This is a genomic window from Pseudoalteromonas sp. SR45-4, assembly GCF_014163535.1.
Lineage (GTDB): Bacteria > Pseudomonadota > Gammaproteobacteria > Enterobacterales > Alteromonadaceae > Pseudoalteromonas > Pseudoalteromonas nigrifaciens.
This window is the reverse complement of sequence record NZ_JACJDO010000009.1, coordinates 12560-34394: the sequence shown is the minus strand read 5'-3', so window position 1 is coordinate 34394 and position 21835 is coordinate 12560. Positions and strand designations below refer to the sequence as shown.

The following is a 21835-nucleotide window of genomic DNA, read 5'->3' as shown; positions in this document are numbered from 1 at the left end:
ATTAGTGACAGTGACGGCTGCTTTAAATATTTAATTTTAGTAAACGTCTTTCTGATAGCGGTTTGCGCTGCGTAAATCTTTTAAATACTGCTGAGCATCTTCATCGCTCTTGCCGGTATTTTCTTTAATAATTTCGAGTAATGTTTGGTGCACATCTTTTGCCATATTGTTAGCGTCGCCACACACATAAAAATGTGCGCCAGCTTCAAGCCACTCAAAAATAGCTTTGCTGTTACTACGCAACTTGTCTTGCACATACACTTTTTCGGCTTGATCGCGGCTAAATGCAACATCTACTTTGCTTAGTAAACCCGACTTTAAGTAACCTTGAATTTCAACTTGGTATAAAAAGTCTTGAGTAAAATGTGGATTGCCAAAAAACAGCCAGTTTTTACCTGATGCGCCACGCGCATCACGCTCTTGTAAAAAGGCTCGAAACGGTGCTATTCCCGTACCAGGGCCAACCATAATGATTGGTGTTTCATCATTCGTTGGTAAACGAAAATTATCGTTATGCTCACTAAATACCTTAACTTTACAGCCTTCCTCAGCACGGCGCGCTAAATAGCCCGAACAACCGCCTAAATGCTCACGACCAAAGGCATCAAACTCAACTAATGCTACGGTTAAATGTACCTCGTCTTCAACCTCGCTTTGGCTAGAGGCAATTGAATATAAACGTGCTTGTAATTTACGCAGGCAATCGACGAGTGTTTGCGCGTCGAGCTTAGCGGGGTTTTGTGCAACTACATCAAATATTTGGCGCGGCTCAATGTATTGATGCATTGCCGCTTTATCTTCAACCAATTTTAATAGTTGTGGTGTGCCTGTCGCTATTGCATATTTTTCCACAAAGCCAGGGTACGACTGCGTTAATTCAAGTTTTTCAATCAGTGCATCGCGAATACTTAGCTGTTCATCTGCAACTTTTACTAAACTAGCTGCATCAATTTGCGTGTGTGTAAGCAACTCATCAACACGGGCTTCGTCATTTAAAAAATACACACCTAATGAATCACCTGGTATATAACTAATGTCTGAGCCTTCAAGCGAAATTTCTACGTGGCGGACATCTTTAGTTGAATCGCGACCTGTAATTTTTTGCACTAAACCTAGTTCTGCGGCAAACGGGTTTTGTTTAGTATATTGACTTGCCACAGTAGTTGACCCAGCAAACGGCATTGCAATAACTTGACCACCTGAACTACCTTGCTGTGCTTTTAAATCCGGTTCAAAGGCATCCAATGCGCCAGTGATCCAAGTTGTCGCTTCGTCTTCGTAATCTACATCTAAATCGGCGCGTTGATAAATTGTTTCTGCGCCGAGTGTATTTAACCGCTGCTCAAAGTCTTTTGCTGTTTGGCAAAAAAATTCATAGCTCGAATCCCCCAAGCCAATCACGGCTACCTTCACCCCATCTAACTTAGGCGCTTTTTTAGTGGTTAAAAATTCGTGTAAAGCCTCTGCATCTTCTGGTGGTTCACCTTCGCCGTAAGTTGCAACAACCACAGTTATAAACTTTTCTTTTTTTAGTGCAGTTGGTTTGTAATCGGCCATGCTCACTAGCTTTACGGCTAAACCGCGTGACTCTGCTTGTGCTTTTAACTTAGCAGCTACACCTTTTGCATTACCTGTTTGCGAGCCATATAAAATAGTTAATGCAACTGCCTCACCAGCACTTGGAGCTGCTCCCACAGCACCGCCTAAAGCCGCCGTATTAGCATTTGCAGCAAGATAACCACTAACCCATGCTTGTTGAATTGGATTAAGCTCAGCCACTAAACCTTGCAGCTTTAGTACTTGCTCTTGCGATAGCGGACTTGCCGCAGCGTTTAGTTGACCTAGCAACATGAATCAATTCCCCGTAACCCTAAAAGTTAAACACAACGTACTGTTATACGTCGTTCAAAATGAGTTTTACCTCACCCAGAGACTATCTGTTGAGGTTTACTGAGCTTGTAGGATAGCGGGCAATGCAGAGTTAAAAAAAGAACAGAATCAACTTTGATATTCTATTTAGTTATTAACTTTAGTAAATATAGTTAAAAACAGATTAAGAAATGTATTTTCGAAGGATAAAAGGGGCTATTTGTGCCTGAGCTTTATTGAGTAGATAAATATTGTTGTTATGTATAAATACCACAATCATAAAAGAGCGCTAAATTAACTCTGAGTTGCTGATTGCTTGCAGCTCAAACTCGCAGCTTCGTAAAAACAAAAAGCCCCAGCAAATAAATGCCGGGGCTTTTTATAAAACAGACTTAATTAAAAATTAAGCTTGTTTTGGACGTTCAATAACTGCTACGAATGTCCAAGATTTACTCTTAGAAATTGGAGCACATTCACGGATAGTAACTACGTCACCAGCCTGAACTTCATTATTTTCGTCATGTACGTGTAGCTTAGTCGTGCGTCGAATGAATTTCCCATAAATTGGGTGCTTCACATAACGTGCGATAGCAATAGTGAAAGATTTTTCCATCTTGTCGCTAATTACACGGCCTTGAAGAGTACGAATTTTATCGCTCATTATTGACCTGCCTTCTGGTTAATAACTGTTTTTACACGCGCGATATCGCGGCGTACTGTTCTTAGCGTGTGTGTCTGAGCTAACTGACCAGTGCTTGCTTGCATGCGCATATTAAATTGCTCACGAAGAAGTCCTAGAAGTTCAGTATTAAGCTCTTCTACGCTTTTATCTTTTAGTTCGCTAGCTTTCATCACATTACCGTCCGAGTTACGAAAGTTGTTTTGAATGGCAATTTACGAGCAGCAAGGTCAAACGCTTCACGAGCAAGCTCTTCTGAAACACCTTCCATTTCGTAAAGTACTTTACCAGGCTGAATTTCAGCAACCCAATACTCAACAGAACCTTTACCTTTACCCATACGAACTTCAAGCGGTTTGTTCGTGATTGGCTTGTCTGGGAAAACACGGATCCAGATTTTACCTTGACGTTTCACGTGACGCGTCATGGCACGACGAGCTGCTTCGATTTGACGAGCAGTCATGCGGCCACGGCCAGTAGCTTTCAAACCGAAAGTACCGAAGCTTACTTTGTTACCGTTTTGCGCTAGACCACGGTTGCGACCTTTGTGCGTTTTACGGAATTTTGTACGTTTTGGCTGTAACATTACTCGCTACCTCTACTTAGCACTTTTTTTGGCTTTCTTTGGTGCGCGTTTAGCTGGCTTCTCTTGCTCTTGTACTAGTGGTAAACCACCAATAACTTCGCCTTTGAAGATCCAAACTTTAACACCAATGATACCATAAGTGGTTAAGGCCTCAGAAGTTGCGTAGTCGATATCAGCACGAAGAGTATGTAGAGGTACACGACCTTCACGATACCACTCTGTACGTGCGATTTCTGCGCCGCCAAGACGACCGCTAACTTCAACTTTAATCCCTTTAGAACCGATGCGCATTGCATTTTGTACCGAACGCTTCATAGCGCGACGGAACATAACACGACGCTCTAGTTGAGAGGCAATGCCGTCTGCTACTAGTTGTGCATCTAGTTCTGGTTTACGTACTTCAGAAATATTAATCTGAGCAGGTACACCAGCGATTTTAGTTACCGCTTGACGTAATTTTTCTACGTCTTCGCCTTTTTTACCGATAACAACACCCGGACGAGCCGTGTGGATTGTTACGCGGATTGATTTTGCTGGACGCTCAATAACGATTTTAGACACAGAAGCCGTTTTCAATTCCTTTGTAAGGAATGTACGTACTTTGTGATCGCCAAAAAGCTGTGCAGAGAAATCTTTTGAACTCGCGTACCAGGTAGAAACCCAAGGTTTAGATATACCTAGGCGAATACCAGTAGGATGAACTTTTTGTCCCATTACTTATATCTCCTAGCTATCTGAAACCATAACAGTGATATGGCTTGTACGCTTAAGGATGCGGTCTGCGCGTCCTTTAGCACGTGGCATAATACGTTTCATTGTAGGACCATCGTCCACAAAGATCGTTGTTATACGAAGCTCATCAATGTCAGCACCTTCGTTATGCTCTGCGTTAGCAATAGCAGACTCAAGTACTTTCTTTACTAATACAGCCGCTTTTTTCGGGCTGTACGCCAGGATTTCTAGTGCGCGATCAACCGGTAGTCCGCGGATCTGATCTGCAACTAGACGTGCTTTTTGCGCCGAACCAGAGGCGAATTTATGTTTAGCTAATGCTTGCATTTATCTTCCCCTCTTATCGTTTCTTCGCTTTCTTATCCGCAGCATGGCCACGGTAAGTGCGAGTTGGTGCAAATTCACCTAGTTTGTGACCGATCATTTCGTCTGTGATAAACACAGGAACGTGCTGACGACCATTATGGACAGCGATGGTCAATCCGATCATGTTAGGTATGATCATTGAACGACGGCTCCAAGTTTTAATTGGCTTCTTGTCTCCGCTTTCCAACGCTTTCTCTACCTTCTTCAGCAAGTGTAGGTCTATAAAAGGACCCTTCTTGAGAGAACGTGGCATGGCTATTCCTCAACTATTATTTAGTACGACGACGTACGATAAACTTATCAGTACGCTTGTTCTTACGTGTCTTAGCACCTTTAGTCGGCTTACCCCATGGAGACACAGGATGACGACCACCAGATGTACGACCTTCACCACCACCGTGTGGGTGATCTACCGGGTTCATGGCAACACCACGAACTGTCGGACGGATACCACGCCAGCGATTTGCACCTGCTTTACCAAGTGAACGAAGCATATGCTCAGCATTGCCTACTTCACCTAGAGTCGCACGACAATCAGCTTCAACTTTACGTACTTCGCCTGAACGAAGACGTAATGTTACATACTGACCATCACGAGCAAGGATTTGAACGTATGCACCAGCAGAACGTGCGATTTGAGCACCTTTACCTGGTTTTAATTCTACGTTGTGAACAGTCGAACCTACAGGCATATTACGCATTGGTAATGCATTACCAGGTTTGATTGGTGCATCAACACCAGACTGGATTGCATCGCCAGCTTTTAAGCCTTTTGGTGCGATAATGTAACGACGCTCACCGTCTGCATATAATACAAGAGCGATGTTTGCGCTACGATTTGGATCGTATTCTAAACGTTCAACAGTGGCTGGAATGCCATCTTTAGTACGTTTAAAATCGATTAAACGGTAATGTTGCTTATGACCACCACCGATATGACGAACCGTAATACGACCATTGTTATTACGACCACCTGATTTAGAGTTTTTCTCTAATAGTGGTGCGTACGGCTTACCCTTATGTAAATCAGAGTTAACCACTTTAACTAAGTGACGACGGCCCGCAGAAGTAGGCTTACACTTTTGAAGTGCCATAATTCTATCCCCTTATTACTCGGCGCCGCCGACAAAGTCTAGCTCGCTACCTTCTTTAAGAGTAACGTAAGCTTTTTTCCAGTCGTTACGACGACCGAAACGTGCGCCAGTACGTTTTGTTTTACCCTTAACGTTAAGTGTGCGAACACCCGTTACTTCTACTTCAAAAAGCTTCTCAACTGCTGCTTTAACTTCAGCTTTAGTTGAATCTTTTGCTACTTTAAAAACAATAGTATTGTTTTCTTCAGCAGCAATAGTGCTTTTTTCAGAGATATGTGGAGCAACGATCACTTTTAAAAGACGTTCTTCGCGAATCATGCTAGCGCCTCCTCAAGTTGCTTAACAGCAGCGGCTGTAATAAGTACCTTGTCGAAAGCAATTAAGCTTACAGGATCGATACCAGCTACATCACGCGTGTCAACCTTATAAAGGTTACGTGCCGATAAGAAAAGATTTTCATCTACTTCTTCAGTCACGATAAGAACATCTTTAAGCTCAAGTTCTTTAAGCTTAGCAACTAGTTCTTTAGTTTTTGGTGCTGCTAGAGCAAAACTTTCAACAACGATTAAACGCTCTTGACGAACTAATTCAGATAAGATGCTTTTAATCGCACCGCGGTACATTTTACGGTTTACTTTTTGGCTATGATCCTGTGGTTTAGCTGCAAAGCTAACGCCACCTGAACGCCAAATTGGGCTACGAATCGTACCAGCACGTGCTCGGCCAGTACCTTTTTGAGCCCATGGCTTTTTACCACCACCGCTTACTTCAGAACGTGTCTTCTGAGCACGAGTACCTTGACGAGCACCTGCTGCGTATGCAACAACTACTTGATGTACTAATGCTTCGTTAAACTCACGTCCAAAAGTAGCTTCAGAAACTTCAAGACCGCCAGAAGCGTCTTTAATTGCTAATTCCATCACTAAATCTCCAGGACTTATGCTTTAACAGCTGGTTTAACGATAACGTCACCGCCGATAGCGCCAGGTACTGCACCTTTAACTAAAAGCAAATTACGCTCAGCGTCAACGCGAACTAGTTCTAAGTTTTGAGTCGTTACACGCTCAGCACCCATATGACCGGCCATTTTCTTACCTTTAAACACCTTACCAGGTGATTGGTTTTGACCGATTGAACCAGGAGCACGGTGAGATAGAGAGTTACCATGTGTAGCGTCTTGCATGCTGAAATTCCAGCGCTTAACACCACCTTGGAAACCTTTACCTTTAGAAGTACCGGTTACGTCAACCTTGTTGATTTCGTTGAATAATTCAACAGTAAGCTCAGCGCCTACTTCAAAATCGCCTTCACCACCATTTAGGCGGAATTCCCACAGACCGCGACCCGCTTCAACACCAGCTTTAGCGAAATGACCCGCTGAAGCTTTGTTTACACGACTTGCTTTTTTAGTGCCTGCGGTTACTTGAAGCGCGTTATAACCGTCTGTTGCTTCAGATTTAATCTGAGCAATGCGGTTAGGTGTCGCTTCAATAACTGTCACAGGGATAGATACACCATCTTCAGTGAAGATTCGTGTCATACCCACTTTACGACCGACTAGACCTAATGCCATTTTCCTAAAACCTCTCTAATCTTCCGATTAACCCAGGCTGATTTGAACATCTACACCAGCAGCAAGATCTAAACGCATAAGAGCGTCAACAGTCTTGTCAGTTGGTTCAACGATGTCGATCAGACGTTTATGGGTGCGGATCTCGTACTGATCACGCGCGTCTTTATTAACGTGCGGTGATGTTAGTACAGTAAAACGTTCAAAGCGTGTAGGTAGTGGAATTGGTCCACGTACTTGTGCGCCAGTGCGTTTCGCAGTTTCCACGATTTCCGCCGTTGATTGGTCAATCAAACGGTGGTCAAAAGCTTTTAGGCGAATACGAATGCGTTGATTTGACATTCTTAACCTCAATATAAAGAGCATTTAAAAGAGCATAAAAAAACGACCGAAACAATCTTAAATATTAAGATGTCGGTTGTTAGATTATATCTACGTTGAGTTCCAAATCGGAACTCCTGTTTATTAGCTAGAAATCCTAGCTTAATTTATCCTTCCAAGTTCCCTTGGGAATTTTGAAAGCCTGCGTATTATAATTACATTGGTGATAAATGCAACAGCTAATTAGTAAATAATTACAGCCTGCTGGTTGCTCAAATATACTGCAACCTATTATAGAGCAGCTACAATCAAGTGTAATGCATATATATTAAGCCATAACGTACTGACTAATCGGCAACGCAAATTAAAGGCTTTTTTAGATCTTATGTTATCATATGCGCCAATTTTGCTTTTATATACCCAAATTATATGGGTAATTACTCTCTATATGGTGAGTCGATGCGTATTGTAAATTATTGCTTAAATGTTTTATCAGCTGGAGTAAGCCGCTTACTTGTAAGAAGTAAGGTACTGCCAGAAAAGCCGACTGAACAATATGAATTAAACTCTAAAAACCCTACCTTTTATATTGTGCGCTTAAACTCTCGCTTTGACTTAGCGGCGCTTGCTCGGGTATGTAAACGCCATGGATTACCCGACCCTAGAGAACAACAAGTATTAGGCACACAACGCTTAGACCGCTTTATAGGGATTGAAAACCCACCTCCATTAATTGGTGACATAGCAAAGCCAACTAATGCACTAGCGCAAGGCAAACAAATTATTGATCACTTATTAAGTAGTGGTCAAAAAGATGTACAGGTTATTCCTGTTACTATTTTATGGGGCCGAGCGCCCGGCAAAGAAAAGCCCGGACTTAGCACGCTCATAACACACTCATTAACACCAAGTTGGTTTAGAAAGTTATTTGTGGTGTTGTTTTCTGGCCGAGATAACTTTATCCGCTTTAGCCAACCACTCGACTTATCACTTTTAGTAGACGAAAAAGCGGACGTTAACGAGCTTCCACAAAAACTATTAAGAGTAGCCCGCGTGCACTTTCGCCGCCAAAAACTTGCCGCAACAGGCCCTAAAATGCCATCGCGCGAGCAGCTATTTAACTCATTATTAGCCTCTCCAACAATAAAAAAAGCCATACAAGACGAAGCAAAAGCTAAAAACATTAGCCAAGCGCAAGCACGTCAAAATGCGGTTAAGTTACTTAATGAAATAGCGGCTAACTATTCAGAGGCAATGATACGCGTAGCTGAGCGCTTTTTAACTTGGCTGTGGAATAAGCTATATAACGGTATAGATATAAAATACACAGAGCAAATTCATGAGCTGACTAATAAAGGCCACGAAATTATTTATATGCCGTGCCATCGCAGCCATATGGATTACTTACTACTTACTTATGCTATTTATCATCAAGGTTTAGTACCACCACATATAGCCGCGGGTATTAACCTTAACTTTTTTCCGGCAGGCGGGATCTTTCGCCGCTCGGGTGCGTTTTTTATTCGCCGTTCATTTGCCGGTAATAAGCTCTACTCTGCAGTATTTAAAGAATATTTAAGCCAGTTATTTATTAAAGGTTATTCTGTTAAATTTTATACCGAGGGCGGGCGTAGCCGCACCGGGCGTTTGTTACCACCTAAAACGGGTATGTTAGCAATGACCATGCAAGCTATGCTGCGTGGTATTGACCGCCCTATTTCTATTGTGCCGGTATATATTGGTTACGAGCACGTTATGGAAATTAACACGTACCTTAAAGAACTCGCTGGAAATGATAAAAAAGGTGAGTCTATCTTTGGAATTTTTAAAGCGATTAAAAATCTTAAAAACTATGGTCGAGGTTATTTAAACTTTGGTGACCCTATTTCCATAAACCAATACTTAAACGACAACCAACCCAATTGGCGTGACGACATACACCCTACCGATGTACAAAAACCACAATGGTTAGGCCCACAAGTGGCAAACCTAGCCGACCAAGTTATGGTTAAAATTAACAATGCAGCGGCACTTAATGCGGTTAATTTATTAGCGATGATTTTACTGGTAAACGACAAGCACGCACTGAGTAAGCCAAAACTTTTAGCGCAACTTGATTTTTACTTACGCTTACAACGCGACGCCAGCTACAGTAATAAAGTAACAGCTCCAGAGGAAACGCCAGAGCAACTGTTAACGCATGCATTAAAGCTTAATAAGTTTGATGTGATAAGTGATGAATTTGGCGAAATTATCGCGATTAACGATAAAGAAAAAACACTCTTTAATTATTATCGTAATAATATTTTACATCTTTTTGCCGTACCAAGTTTAATTGCACTGCATTTGTTTAGAGAAAAAACCACAACAGTTTCAAAGTGTCAGCAGCTAGTTGCTGCGTTTTATCCGCTATTTGCTAAAGAATGGTATTTACGAGAGCTAGATGAGGACTACATTACGCGTATTTTAGCTAATTTTGTAGATCAAAACTTAATAGAACTTGATGGCGATAACATTCATATAACCAATACCAACGACTGTTTGGCTAAATTGGATATGTTAGGTAAAGCACTAAACTTTACGTTGCAGCGTTATGCCATTGTGATTGGCTTTATACAAACTAGCAACGGCATTGAAAAAGCAGAGTTAGAGCGAGAAAGCCAAGTGCTAGCACAACGCTTAGGTACTTTGCATGGGATTAAAACCCCAGAGTTTTTTGATAAAAAGGTGCTGGTCAGCTTTATTGATAATTTACGCGCACAGTCTTTAATTACCGATGGTGATGCGGGCTTAATAGGCAGCGTGCAATTATGTGAAACTTATATGCATCTTAAAGCATTATTGCCAGCACGTGTTTGGCAGTCAATTAGCGATATAGTACAAGGTCAGTGTAAATAAAGCCTTAGTTTTGAGTGAGTGCAACGCCGCTTACTTACTTGTTTAAATGTAGGTGCCGTACAATTTATATGGCACCTACTACCCTTTGTTACTAGTGCGTAAGTTAGCGCTGACGCATAACCCCTTCTTGCATTGTTGAGGCAATTAAGTTGCCTTGGCGGTCAAAAAATTGCCCTCTTACTAACCCTCGACCAGAACTTGCACTTGGGCTGTCAACTGAGTATAAAATCCAATCATCCATTCTAAATGGTCGATGAAACCACATTGCATGGTCAATCGTGGCAACTTGCATATTAGGTTGCATAAAAGACACACCATGCGGCTGCAAAGCAGTTGGTAAAAATTCAAAATCAGACGCGTACGCTAATAAGTAATTATGAATACGTTGATCGTCTGGCATTTCACCGTTAGCTTTAAACCAAATGTGCTTAACTGGCTCCATTGCTTCAGGTTTAAATGGGTTATGAAAGGTCACCGGACGTATTTCTATTGGCATTTCACTAATAAATTGATTGCGTATAGCTGCGGGTATTTGCTCGGCGTTTTCTTTATAAAACTCTAACGATGAACGCAGCTTTTCGGGTAAAGGTACGTCAGGCATAGTCGCCTGATGCGATAATCCTTCTTCAGCCCCTTGAAAAGACGCTGTCATGTAAAAAATAGGCTTACCGTACTGAATAGCACTAACCCGACGAGTGCTAAAGCTTTTACCATCGCGAATAGCTTCTACATCATACACAATAGGCTTAGTGGCATCGCCTGGGCGTAAAAAGTAAGAGTGGAGTGAATGTACAATACGCCCCTCTGGTAGCGTTTCTTTTGCAGCAGATAGCGCTTGGCCCATAACTTGGCCGCCAAATACAGCACCAAAACCTAAATCTTGGCTTTGCCCTCGATACAAACCTTGCTCAATTTCTTCAAGTGTTAACAACGACAATAAATCATCTAATACTTGGCTCATTATTACTTCCTCAATTCTCTAATACCCAAATGATACTATACAATAGAGGGATGTAAATCATTCTACGAGTCCTGATATGGCGTATTGGCTATTTAAAACTGAACCCGATGCATTTTCGATTGACGATCTTAAAAATGCACAAAATCAAACCACACTTTGGGAAGGGGTACGTAATTACCAAGCACGTAACTTTATGCGCGACGAGGTAAAAGTAGGTGACCTAGTAATGATTTACCATTCTAGCTGCAAGCTCGTAGGCGTAGTAGGTATTGCTGTAGTAACAAAAGCAGCTTACCCAGATCCAACTCAGTTTGATTTAAGTAGTGATTATTATGATGCTAAAGCCACCAGCGACAATCCTCGCTGGGTAGTAGTAGAAGTAACTTATCAATCTCATTTAAACTCTCTGGTTAGCTTAAAAGAAATAAAAGCTAACCCTCGCATCACCGACATAGCGCTTAAAAAAGGCGGGCGATTGTCAATAATGCCCGTAACCAAAAGTGATTGGCAAATAATCACCCACATGGCTGAGGAGTAAAATATTTTACTATTTAACCTGAGCCTAGTTATTTAAAAAGCGGTAAATTTAGTTACCGGCTAATTTATAAGTAAAGCAATCCTCTATGCAACAGGTATAACTCTCTGACACTAATACAAAAGTACGTTTGTTTTTCTTATCTATGGTAATTTGCTATAATTCGCCGCTTGTTTTTGTGGAGGAAAAATGAAGTTACTGTATTGGTTAGATGAGTGGTTAACCCTTTCGTGTGATGAGCAGCAAGCCAAACTGCCAATGTCTGGGGGAGATTTACTTGGCGATGTATATGTTAAGTACGACTTTATTGATATTAATAAGCCCCTACTATTTACCTTTTCGCCTGCTGGTACTGATGTGCAGGAGCAAGACCTTCACGCAGACTTCGCGCCCTGGGGTTATCACCTGGCACAAAAACAAAACGTAAATGTGATTGCCTTTCAGCACCTAGGGAAAAGTAATTGGTTTCGTAACCGCAATTTAATTTTTTTTCTGGAACAATTATCCCCACTGCTTACATCTTTTAAGACTCGATTAGGTTATGGCTTAAGCCGTGGTGGCTTTGCGGTTGGTGCTTTTGCAAAATTATTAAAGCTAGATCAGGTATTGCTTTTTCACCCTGTTAGCACTAAAAATAAAAGCTTAGTGCCATGGGACGACCGCTCTAGCACAGATATAGCTCAGCAATATGATTGGGAAGGCAGTTATGCCGATTTAGATTTAGGCAACGCCCAAGGCTATATTATTTACGACCCCACTAATCGTATTGATCGACTACATGCCAAGCGCTATAAGCAACTTAACCATTTACGGGTATTTGGTATGGGTCACGGCACTCACGCCACTTACTTAAACAAGTTTGGTTTTTATAAGCAAGTAGCTGTGGACTTTATGCGCCATCAACTAATTGATATTGCGCAGTTTCGCCTGCAAACTAAAACCTTACGCTTTAAAGAGGACTATTACAAAAGGCTCAATAAAGCGAATAAAAAATCGGCGCATCGCCTAGAATTACTAAGTACTGCACATAATATTTTGATAGACGAAAAAACAGCTCACGTACAGGAGCATCAAGCTAGCATTGATATTCAGCCACTTATTGATGTAGCGCTTAAACATCAAGATCAGCACCCCGATGATGCCATCCAATTACTCGAAGTCGCCAAGCAATTAGCGCCAAACGACCCTCTTGTGAAGCACAAACTGAAAGAGCTTGAATAGTACTAAAATTTAAACTAGCGGCCTGCAATACCACTACTTCCTATTGCCCAAAAGCCTTATATTTAAGGCTTTTTATTTTGCCTTTTTTTACGCCCATGTTTAGGCACTATGGCTAAATACATAATAAGCCCTAACCACGAAAAAAATACAATGCCAATTAACCAAGCATTTTTTTCGTGGCCTTGAGTACGCTTACTATTGAGTACAATAACCACAGGTAAAATATAGGCAATTAAAAGAATGATTAAAAATATAACTTCGTTCATGCTTTTGCCAAAGCCGGCCAGTCAACCTCACGACTTAATACTCGCTCTACTGCTATGTAGTGCAAAATGTCGCCGGCGCTAATTTTATAATCAAGCGGCGGATTTAAATCCATATTTTGTGCACTTAAGTTGTGCGCCACACCAAGTAAAATAGCATCATGCTGATGTTTAAAATGATGAAACAAAGTACCAAACTCCATCTCTTTGCTTTGCTCTGGAATGGCTAAGCTAAACTGCGTATCGCCATGTAAAATTGATAGGAGCTCTTCGTGCACTCGGCTCGAACCTGGATCTTGCATTGAACGTACGAGTATTTCTGCCGATTTAACACTGCTGCATTCTACATTTTGGCAATGCTCTAATAGCATATCTACTTTTGTTTCATCTAAAAAATGCGCGCTTATATGGCAATCATCTTTAACTAAACGGCTAATACGCAATGCGGTAGTAAAGGTTTGATCGTCGTCTTGGCCGTCAATAATCACTTTATCGGCGTAGCTTATAGCTACACGTTTTAGCTCCTCTAAATCGGTAAAGCTACTTAACCGCACAAAGTCGACACTTTCGTTACTTAAAAATGGGTGCTCCATTTGCTCAGTTACTGCAAGTAAAATACGCCGTTCGGTACGTTTAGTGTCGGCCAGAATGTAATCAATCATTTTTTTAGTACGGGTATCGTGCCAACCAAAAATAATAATATGGTTGCTACTGTGAGCAAAGTTTTTATCACCAGTCATAGCGCGCCTAATTAAGTAAGTTATTGTTTGCCCTGTTTTGCCTAACAGAACGCCAAATAAAGCTAAACCAAAAGGTATTTGTATTAAAGCCACCACCCAACGCCCTAAATCTGTGGTTGGGCTAAAATCGCCATACCCTACGGTTGAAGTGGTTACCGTGTAATAATAAAAAAAGGTTGTTAGGGAGGTGAGTGCTTGCTCATTTGCTATATATAACAATCCCCATGTTAAAAGCATATGAGTCAAAATAGCCAGTGCCACTGCTTGCCAACTCAACTGATCTATATGAGCCCGTACAAGTAACACTAGCCTTTTAAATATCACCGGCATAATACAAAGTCTTAGTTAGTAAATTATCTATAAACAACACGTTACTTTATGCTATTGGTTTAAGCAATATTTTCACTATTCTCATTTAAACATAACGCCCATAAGACTAAATGCGGTTTGCCAATTAATGTTTTTCGTGATTAATTACCCTGCAAATAATACTAACAACAGTCCTAGTTATGCTTAATAAAATAGCCACTCCCTTTACCAAGCTCGTTGAGCGCTACCTGCCTGATCCCTTTATATTTGTAATACTGCTAAGTGTTATTACCTTAGTTATCGCTAGCGTGTTTACTCCAACAACCGGTATTGAGGTACTGCAAGCGTGGGGCGATGGTTTTTGGAACTTACTTAGCTTTGCAATGCAAATGCTGCTGGTGTTAATTACCGGCTATATGTTGGCAAGCACTCCACCTATTAGTAAGTTACTAGAAAAGCTCGCCACCTTTGCTAACACTGCACCAAAAGCAATTATATTAGTAACGCTTATTTCACTACTCGCTAGTTGGCTTAACTGGGGGTTTGGCTTAGTTATTGGCGCGTTATTTGCCAAAGCCATTGCTAAACACACCCGAGTTGATTACCGCTTATTAGTTGCCAGCGCCTACTCAGGTTTTGTAGTGTGGCATGGCGGGTTAGCAGGCTCAATTCCACTGACGATAGCCACCGAAGGGCACTTTTTGCAATCAAGCATGGGGATTATTAGCACTGAGCAAACGCTATTTGCTGGCTTTAATATTGCCATACTAGTAGGGTTATTTATTATTATGCCGCTAGTTAACCGTTACATGCTACCAAGCGCCGAGGAAAGTGTTTACATAGACCCCGCACTATTAAAAAGTACCTCCCCTGCAATAATTAATATTACCAGGCCAGCCCAACACTTAGAGCAAAGTAAATTACTTGGTATTACAATTGGCTTACTGGGGTTAATTTATTTAGGTTATTACTTTTTAGTTGCCGGTGGCGGCTTAAACTTAAATAGCGTAATTGCGTTGTTTTTGTTTTTAGCTATAACCTTACATCAAACACCGCATAACTTACTCAATAGCTTACAGCAGGCAATTCCTAGTGGCGCAGGTATTGTTATTCAATTTCCGTTTTATGCCGGCATTATGGCGGTAATGGTTGATAGTGGCCTAGCACAGCAAATATCAAGCGGTTTTATTGCCATAGCGGATGCAGACAGTTTGCCATTTTTTAGTTTTATAAGTGCCGGGTTGGTTAATATATTTGTGCCTTCGGGCGGCGGACAATGGGCGGTACAAGCGCCAATTGTAATACCCGCAGCGCAAGCGCTTGGCGCCGACATATCAAGGGTTGCAATGGCAGTAGCTTGGGGCGATGCGTGGACTAACTTAATTCAACCTTTTTGGGCATTACCTGTACTTGCTATAGCAGGCCTAAAAGCCAAAGACATTATGGGATTTTGTGTAGTGCAGCTATTTGTAACTGGGGTATTTATATCCTTAATGTTGAGCTTTTATTAACTGTATAAAAATAATGTATTAAGCAGGACTGCAATTACAGCCCTGCTTTTAAATACGATTAGCTCGATAATATTTTCATTGGCAAGCTTAAAATGGGGTTTTCTGAGTCAGCAAAATGCATCATCACTGCTACATGTCCTGCAACCACCAGCGCATACATCACCGCTGAAAAACCTTGGCCATACTTATCAAGTGGCATTAAATGTGAAGTGTGCCTGCCGCGCCATTCAAATACAATTTCCAGCGCACCAATAAACAAAAAGAACACCAACAACATTAAACCAAAGGTGTAACTTAGCCATAAACCAAACAGTACTCCCAATAAACATACACTTAAACCGACCCATGAGCGCATAGAAAAGCTAATACTTTTTAATACATGGCCACCATCAAGCGGTAAAATAGGCAGTAAATTAAATAAGTTAAGCAAAGCGCTAAGCACAGCAACACCGGCAAATATTTCCATTTCGGTAGCGTAGTACAACACTAAACTTAATACTGACGTTATAAGCCCAAACGCGGGGCCCATTAAAGAAATCACTACATCTTGCCAGCGAGTGGTAATTTTATCATCACTTACTGCAAGCCCGCCTACAAACGGAATTAAATAAATGCCTTTGGTTTTAATGCCAAAATATTGCATGGCACGCACATGGCCGTATTCATGCACCACTAAGCAAGCAATAAGCATAAGTGCAAACTCAATACTGAATAACCAGGCATAGCCGGCAACTGACGCTCCCGCTAACACCACCTTAATTACTTTGGCACTTTTAAATAACTTAAAACCAAGTGCGGCCAATCCTAGCCAGCCTTTTTTAGTTTCATCGCCAGTAGCTGCAGGTAAAGCAAGTTGCGTAGCAAACTCATCGTTTACAAACAACGAAATACTCTGCTCATTTACCAATGAGCTATCAATACCTATTAGTTTGTTATCAAAAGTAAATTGATAATAGTTGTCGCGGGGGTTATCAAAAGTAATCGCTTGTTGACTATGAAATATCTGCACAACTTTTTGCCCAGAAACCATTAGTGTAAAAGGCTGTTCGGCTAACTTAAGTTCTATTCTTATCATAATTAAAACCGTTTAAAACAATAGCGCTAGTATACCGACTCAGCTAAAAAACACGAGCGAGCATGATTAATAACAACTTTTTATTAGCCGGCTAATAAACACATTAAAAGAATGGCAAACACATGAGAATCTACTACTTTTACAGTAGTACATACTATGCATTGAAAGGGATAACAGTGAAAAAAGTAGTGCCTAATATTCTGGTCGTTGATGACTCAAAAGCTATTTTAATTGTAATGGAAGCAATCCTCACTGAGTTAGATATGTCGGATACCATAACCACTTGCCTAAGTGCTACAAAAGCGCTAGAAAAAGTTAAACGTGACATAAACTATTTTGATGCCATTTTTACCGATTTAAACATGCCTGAAATGGATGGCATGGAGCTAATACGCCATTTAGGAGAGCTAAATTACCAAGGCGCCATTATTATTATTTCTGAAATGGAGCATAAGGTAATTAGTTTAGCTGCCAACTTAGCCAAGCAGCATAATGCTCACCTTATCGGTAATATTTCTAAGCCCGTACAATTAACTCAAGTAGGCTCCTTGTTAAATAAAGTTGCCTATTTAAATAGCCACACTTTAATAAAAGAACCTGCTATTTCAAAAACAGAGCTTATTAACGCATTAAAAAATGACGAAATAACGCCGTTTTATCAACCTAAAATATGTATTAATACCAGTAAAATAAAAAGTGCTGAAGTATTAGCGCGTATTGTGTCAAATACCGACGGTAGTATAATTTTACCAGCTCGTTTTATTAGCCTTGCTGAGCAACATGATCTAATTAATGAAATTACATTTGCGCTCTTTGAAAAAGCCACCAGTGATTTCGAAAATATAAAAGAGCAGCTAGGACAAAATTTAAAACTGGCATTTAACTTATCCCCCATGCAGTTAAACGATCTTAGCTGCCCAAATAAGCTATTGCTTATATTAAAACTTAACCAGCTTAAATCTAGTGATATTATTATTGAGATAACCGAACAACATGCACTTTCAAGCCTAAGCCAATTAGAAACATTAAACCGCTTAAGAATGCATGGTTTTGGTTTATCGCTTGACGATTTTGGCGTTGGCTTTACTAACATGACCCAGCTTAAAAACTTGCCCTTTACCGAAATAAAAATAGACCGCACACTTATTAGTAATATAGAAACAGATCAGTTTTCTCAAGTTGTTGTAAGCTCCCTCATCGACATTACCAATCAAGAGCATTTAGAACTAGTAGCAGAAGGGGTTGAGCGCCCCGAAGAGCTTGCCTATTTAAGGCATTACAAAACTCGCTTAGCAATACAGGGATTTTTATTTAGTCGTCCTAAATCTAAGAGTGAATTTATAGACTGGGCACAATATTGGATTAAAGTGACAGGAAATACCATTAACTATAAACCCCCAAGCTAATAAGGAGACCTCTTTAGTTGTCTCCTCTAGGGTGTTTATCCTCTTCAGTGACTAAGTTTTTACTATTTGCCAAACGTTTATGCCAACGCTGCTTCGCAACCGCACGCATATTAGTGGACTGATCGCGCTCATCTACAATTTCTAAACCCATTAGTGCTTCAATCATGTCCTCAAGCGTAACAATACCCTGTACGTCGCCATACTCATCAACCACTAAACAAATATGCGTGCGGTCTGTTAATAAGGTTTGTAACAACGACGACGCATTTTGCGAACTAGGAACCGTATAGATTGGCTTTACTAGTTTACTAATTTTGTAATCGCTACCTAAGCGATGACATGCCAACATAATATCGTTTTTATGCACAAAGCCGATAATATCGTCAGTGTCTTTATCAAACACCAATATGCGAGAAAACGACGACGAACCATGCAGGTTCAAGTATTCGTTTACGGTTAAGTCTTTATGAACTTTAAAAATAACTGTACGTGGGGTCATCAAATCGCATAATTTGGCATGTCTAAAATGTAATAAGTTACGAATTATTTCAGACTCATCTTGGTGCAGCGCCCCCGACTCAGTGCCTATATCGGCCATGGCTTCTATTTCTTGGCGAATATAATAGGCTTGGTCATGCTTTGGTCCCATTAAATTTGTCAGCTTTTGTGCAAGCCATACAAAAGGTTTAAGCAATATAACTAAAAAACGTAAACCGTAAGTCACACTTGGGGTAAGTACTCGCCAATAGTTTGCCCCTAACGTTTTAGGTATGATTTCAGAAAACACCAGCACAAATAAAGTCATCACTGCAGAGGCAACCCCTACTGCTGCATCCGAAAATACAATAGCTGCTTGCGCGCCAACTCCAGCGGCTCCGGCGGTATGCGCCACCGTATTAAGCGTTAAAATAGCCGCTAATGGCTGATCAATATTATTTTTTAGTTTTTCGAGCTGCTTAGCTAATACAGGCTGCTTTTTACGCAGTAATGCAACATAACTAGGTGAAATGCTTAACAGCACGGCTTCCATTACTGAGCATAAAAATGAAATAACAATGGCAACGACCATATAAACTATCAGTAATGTCATTTGATCTCCGCTTAGTTGAATATATGGGCATGATAACAATACATGCTATATTTGGCCAAAGACTCAATAATAATAGGTATAATAATGAAACTTAACGCACTTTGGCGTCATAGCAATAAACTATTTAAACACTCCTTTGCCCTTTTTACTCTTAGCAGCTTAAGTTTTGCTACGCTTGCAGCGCCGCTTGATAAATCTAAAATTCAATTTATTGGGCCACTGGCTGAAAACATGCAATTAAAGCCTTTTCAAACGGCCCAAAGCGATACCATAATTAGTAACTTATTACCCCAGCTACAACTCCCCATAGCTAACTTTTCGGTGTTTGACAAAAAACACAGCTGGCAGCCATTTAATAAAATAAATGCACTCACTTTAGGCGGCTTACAGGCACTTAAGTTTAATATAGAAACCACGCGTTTTAGCCAAGGTACGTTAACCTTAAAAGGCATTGAACAAGGACAATTGTTTATAAATGGCGAATTGCAAAAGGCAGACAACAGCAGCTACAAACTCGCCTTAAATAATGGTAGTCATACTGCTATTGTTGTTGCGCAACAAGTTGCAAATTGGCACGATGTAACACTCGACTTTGCACCAAAAACACCGAGCGATAACATTACCCTTAGCACTTCACAAACTAAGCGTTTATCGGCAAAGCAGTTATTTGATGCCCCCACTATTAGCGGCTTATCATTAGCACCAAACTCAGAGCACTATATTACGACAACGCGCCGCTTTAATGATAAAACTCTAAATCAAGCAAACAATGTAACTGAACTTAAAAACACCGACAATCAAACGCTGTATCGCTTTGAGGCAGAACAACCAAGCAACCTTATTTGGAGCCCAGACAATCGCTTTTTAGTGTATTTACTAAACGGTGAATTAAAACAACTCAACCGTAAAAACTTATCAATAAAAACCCTCTCTACTCGCTTAGAAGGCGCTAGCGGTTTTACCTTTTATAACGAGCACAGTGTAATATTTAGTTGGTCTAACCCTGCATCAGACAAGGGTAATGACAAGCTTACAAAGCATTATAAAGGGTTACAAGATCGCTGGTCATACGCACGCTCAGTAAGCCAAGTTTATATGCTTGATACACAAAGTGGTTTAATAAAAACACTCAGCCAAGGGCCGCTTTCGCATAGCTTTGAAGACTTTAACAATAAGCGCGGTAAACTATTAATGAGCCGCCCTGTAGTCGCTATGCAAGCGTCAACTCATCCAGAAACAGAACTAGTAGAGCTTGATTTAAAATCAAATAAGCTTACTTCTTTGGGTAAATTTAAAACTTTTAATCAGGCCAAATACGCCAATAAAGATGTGTATGTTGTTGCAGGTCCCGACTTTAAAAATGGGGCAGGTAGAGCATTGCCAAAAGAAATGCTAGCGAATAACTACGACGGTCAACTTTACCTGCTTACAGACGGCGGAAAAAACGTTAAAGCACTCAGTAAACAGTTTGATCCGGCAATTGGAAGCCTGAATGTATTAAACAATGGCGACGCATTACTAAAGGTTACTGAGCACGACACCCAACCGCTCTACCTATTTGATTTAAGTAAGCAGCGCTTTAAAAAATTAAATATCGGTTTAGATATTGTTGAGCAGTTTAGCTACTCAAACGAGCGCAACATTGAAATATTACTCAGTGGCACCACGGCTTCTAGTCCACAACAATTAAAGCGATTTAATATAAGTAAAAACACCGCTAAAATAGTCTGGGATTCAAAGCCACTTAGCTATGCAAATACACAAATTCCAACTCTCGAAGAATTTAATTTCACTAATAAAAATGGCGTTGAAATTTCAGGGCGTGTTTATATCCCAAATCACCTTGATAAAACTAAAAAACACCCAGCGCTGGTTTATTACTATGGCGGCACATCGCCAGTGACACGAGGCTTTACTGGACGTTATCCGTTTAATTTATGGGCGGCAAACGGGTATGTGGTTTATGTAATACAGCCAACAGGCGCTACCGGCTTTGGGCAAAAGTTTTCGGCGCAGCACGTTAATGCGTGGGGCAACTACACCAGCGACGATATAATTGCAGGCACGCAGGCATTTTTAAATAAATACAACTATGTAGATAGCGAAAAGGTAGGCAACCTAGGTGCCTCTTACGGTGGTTTTATGACTATGCATTTAGCAACTAAAACCGACTTATTTAGCGCATCGATTTCTCATGCTGGTATTTCTAACCTCACATCTTACTGGGGTGAAGGATGGTGGGGCTACTTATATTCTGGCGAAGCGTCTAAAAACAGCTTTCCGTGGAATAACCCCGAGCTTTATAGTAAACATAGCCCGGTATTTAATGCCGATAAAGTAACCACGCCTATGCTACTCATTCATGGTGACAGTGATACTAACGTACCCGTTGGCGAAAGCTTAACTATGTACACTGCACTTAAATTACTTAATAAAGATGTAGAGTTAATAGAATACAAAGGTGCGAACCATCAAATTATTGCCCGCGACAAACGTTTTGATTGGTGGAATACCATGCTAGCTTATTTTGATAAAAAACTTAAAAATGAGCCACAATGGTGGGATTATCTTTACCCTAACGACTAGTGCTAAATTGTTTTTAATAATTA

23 protein-coding genes are annotated in these 21835 nt (G+C 40.7%); 6 read left to right on the top strand and 17 right to left on the bottom strand.

Translation table 11 applies throughout. The features are described 5' to 3' along the window. Positions 1-36 precede the first annotated feature (36 nt). The 12 genes from H5058_RS06040 to rpsJ all read right to left on the bottom strand — a co-directional run bounded on the left by H5058_RS06040 (position 37) and on the right by rpsJ (position 7238). On the bottom strand, positions 37-1851 hold the full coding sequence (locus H5058_RS06040) for an assimilatory sulfite reductase (NADPH) flavoprotein subunit (protein WP_179807382.1): 1815 nt from the start codon (positions 1849-1851) through the stop codon (positions 37-39). 421 nt (positions 1852-2272) lie between these two features. Then, positions 2273-2530, bottom strand: a complete 258-nt coding sequence (rpsQ, locus tag H5058_RS06035) for a 30S ribosomal protein S17 (protein WP_011326872.1) — start codon at positions 2528-2530, stop codon at positions 2273-2275. After that, a complete protein-coding gene (gene rpmC / locus H5058_RS06030; protein ID WP_011326871.1) occupies positions 2530-2721 on the bottom strand; it encodes a 50S ribosomal protein L29 in 192 nt (63 codons plus the stop codon). The genes rpsQ and rpmC overlap by 1 nt, the downstream gene beginning before the upstream one ends. Further along, a complete protein-coding gene (gene rplP / locus H5058_RS06025) occupies positions 2721-3134 on the bottom strand; it encodes a 50S ribosomal protein L16 (RefSeq protein ID WP_011326870.1) in 414 nt (137 codons plus the stop codon). Before rplP ends, rpmC begins: the two co-directional genes overlap by 1 nt. A gap of 12 nt (positions 3135-3146) precedes the next feature. Next, on the bottom strand, positions 3147-3848 hold the full coding sequence (rpsC, locus tag H5058_RS06020) for a 30S ribosomal protein S3 (RefSeq protein WP_011326869.1): 702 nt from the start codon (positions 3846-3848) through the stop codon (positions 3147-3149). 12 nt (positions 3849-3860) lie between these two features. Next, positions 3861-4193 (bottom strand): 50S ribosomal protein L22, encoded by a 333-nt coding sequence (rplV, locus tag H5058_RS06015; RefSeq protein WP_002957892.1) that lies wholly within the window; start codon positions 4191-4193, stop codon positions 3861-3863. A gap of 13 nt (positions 4194-4206) precedes the next feature. Then, positions 4207-4485, bottom strand: a complete 279-nt coding sequence (gene rpsS, locus H5058_RS06010; protein WP_010376377.1) for a 30S ribosomal protein S19 — start codon at positions 4483-4485, stop codon at positions 4207-4209. Between the two features lie 16 nt (positions 4486-4501). After that, positions 4502-5326 (bottom strand): 50S ribosomal protein L2, encoded by an 825-nt coding sequence (rplB, locus tag H5058_RS06005; protein WP_011326867.1) that lies wholly within the window; start codon positions 5324-5326, stop codon positions 4502-4504. A gap of 15 nt (positions 5327-5341) precedes the next feature. Beyond that, positions 5342-5644: a 50S ribosomal protein L23 gene (rplW, locus tag H5058_RS06000; protein WP_011326866.1), complete on the bottom strand. Its 303-nt coding sequence runs from the start codon at positions 5642-5644 to the stop codon at positions 5342-5344. After that, on the bottom strand, positions 5641-6246 hold the full coding sequence (gene rplD, locus H5058_RS05995) for a 50S ribosomal protein L4 (RefSeq protein WP_002957897.1): 606 nt from the start codon (positions 6244-6246) through the stop codon (positions 5641-5643). Before rplD ends, rplW begins: the two co-directional genes overlap by 4 nt. Positions 6247-6263: 17 nt before the next feature. Beyond that, positions 6264-6899 carry a 50S ribosomal protein L3 gene (gene rplC / locus H5058_RS05990; protein WP_011326865.1) on the bottom strand — a complete coding sequence of 212 codons (636 nt, stop codon included), beginning with the start codon at positions 6897-6899 and terminating at the stop codon, positions 6264-6266. Between the two features lie 27 nt (positions 6900-6926). Beyond that, on the bottom strand, positions 6927-7238 hold the full coding sequence (gene rpsJ, locus H5058_RS05985) for a 30S ribosomal protein S10 (RefSeq protein WP_002957900.1): 312 nt from the start codon (positions 7236-7238) through the stop codon (positions 6927-6929). 438 nt (positions 7239-7676) lie between these two features. Between rpsJ and plsB the strand changes: the two genes are divergently transcribed. Then, positions 7677-10115 carry a glycerol-3-phosphate 1-O-acyltransferase PlsB gene (gene plsB, locus H5058_RS05980; RefSeq protein WP_011326864.1) on the top strand — a complete coding sequence of 813 codons (2439 nt, stop codon included), beginning with the start codon at positions 7677-7679 and terminating at the stop codon, positions 10113-10115. 103 nt (positions 10116-10218) lie between these two features. Here the strand turns inward: plsB and tesB are convergent, their stop codons facing one another. Then, the gene (gene tesB, locus H5058_RS05975; protein ID WP_179807381.1) at positions 10219-11076 is read right to left on the bottom strand and encodes an acyl-CoA thioesterase II; all 858 of its coding nucleotides are present in this window, start codon (positions 11074-11076) and stop codon (positions 10219-10221) included. A gap of 76 nt (positions 11077-11152) precedes the next feature. Between tesB and H5058_RS05970 the strand changes: the two genes are divergently transcribed. Both H5058_RS05970 and H5058_RS05965 read left to right on the top strand, forming a co-directional pair. Then, on the top strand, positions 11153-11614 hold the full coding sequence (locus H5058_RS05970) for an EVE domain-containing protein (RefSeq protein ID WP_089367564.1): 462 nt from the start codon (positions 11153-11155) through the stop codon (positions 11612-11614). A 186-nt stretch (positions 11615-11800) separates the two neighbouring features. Next, a complete protein-coding gene (locus tag H5058_RS05965) occupies positions 11801-12832 on the top strand; it encodes a cytosolic protein (protein ID WP_179807380.1) in 1032 nt (343 codons plus the stop codon). A 62-nt stretch (positions 12833-12894) separates the two neighbouring features. Here H5058_RS05965 and H5058_RS05960 read toward each other — a convergent pair whose 3' ends face one another. Beyond that, positions 12895-13098, bottom strand: coding sequence for a PLDc N-terminal domain-containing protein (locus H5058_RS05960; RefSeq protein ID WP_011326860.1), 204 nt, complete (start codon positions 13096-13098; stop codon positions 12895-12897). Further along, a complete protein-coding gene (locus H5058_RS05955; RefSeq protein WP_179807379.1) occupies positions 13095-14165 on the bottom strand; it encodes a potassium channel family protein in 1071 nt (356 codons plus the stop codon). Before H5058_RS05955 ends, H5058_RS05960 begins: the two co-directional genes overlap by 4 nt. A 179-nt stretch (positions 14166-14344) precedes the next feature. Between H5058_RS05955 and H5058_RS05950 the strand changes: the two genes are divergently transcribed. Further along, positions 14345-15655: a short-chain fatty acid transporter gene (locus tag H5058_RS05950; RefSeq protein ID WP_179807378.1), complete on the top strand. Its 1311-nt coding sequence runs from the start codon at positions 14345-14347 to the stop codon at positions 15653-15655. A gap of 58 nt (positions 15656-15713) precedes the next feature. Here the strand turns inward: H5058_RS05950 and H5058_RS05945 are convergent, their stop codons facing one another. Further along, complete coding sequence (locus H5058_RS05945) at positions 15714-16730, bottom strand: metalloprotease (protein ID WP_179807377.1); 1017 nt, start codon at positions 16728-16730, stop codon at positions 15714-15716. Positions 16731-16906: 176 nt separating this feature from the next. On the opposite strand from H5058_RS05945, the gene H5058_RS05940 reads away from it, so the two are divergent. Next, positions 16907-18136 carry an EAL domain-containing protein gene (locus H5058_RS05940; RefSeq protein WP_182677311.1) on the top strand — a complete coding sequence of 410 codons (1230 nt, stop codon included), beginning with the start codon at positions 16907-16909 and terminating at the stop codon, positions 18134-18136. Positions 18137-18149: 13 nt separating this feature from the next. On the opposite strand, the gene H5058_RS05935 is transcribed toward H5058_RS05940, so the two are convergent. Further along, entirely contained in the window at positions 18150-19226 is a 1077-nt protein-coding gene (locus H5058_RS05935) for a hemolysin family protein (RefSeq protein ID WP_011326855.1), read from the bottom strand. Between the two features lie 84 nt (positions 19227-19310). Between H5058_RS05935 and H5058_RS05930 the strand changes: the two genes are divergently transcribed. After that, positions 19311-21812, top strand: a complete 2502-nt coding sequence (locus tag H5058_RS05930) for a S9 family peptidase (RefSeq protein WP_182677309.1) — start codon at positions 19311-19313, stop codon at positions 21810-21812. Positions 21813-21835 lie beyond the last annotated feature (23 nt).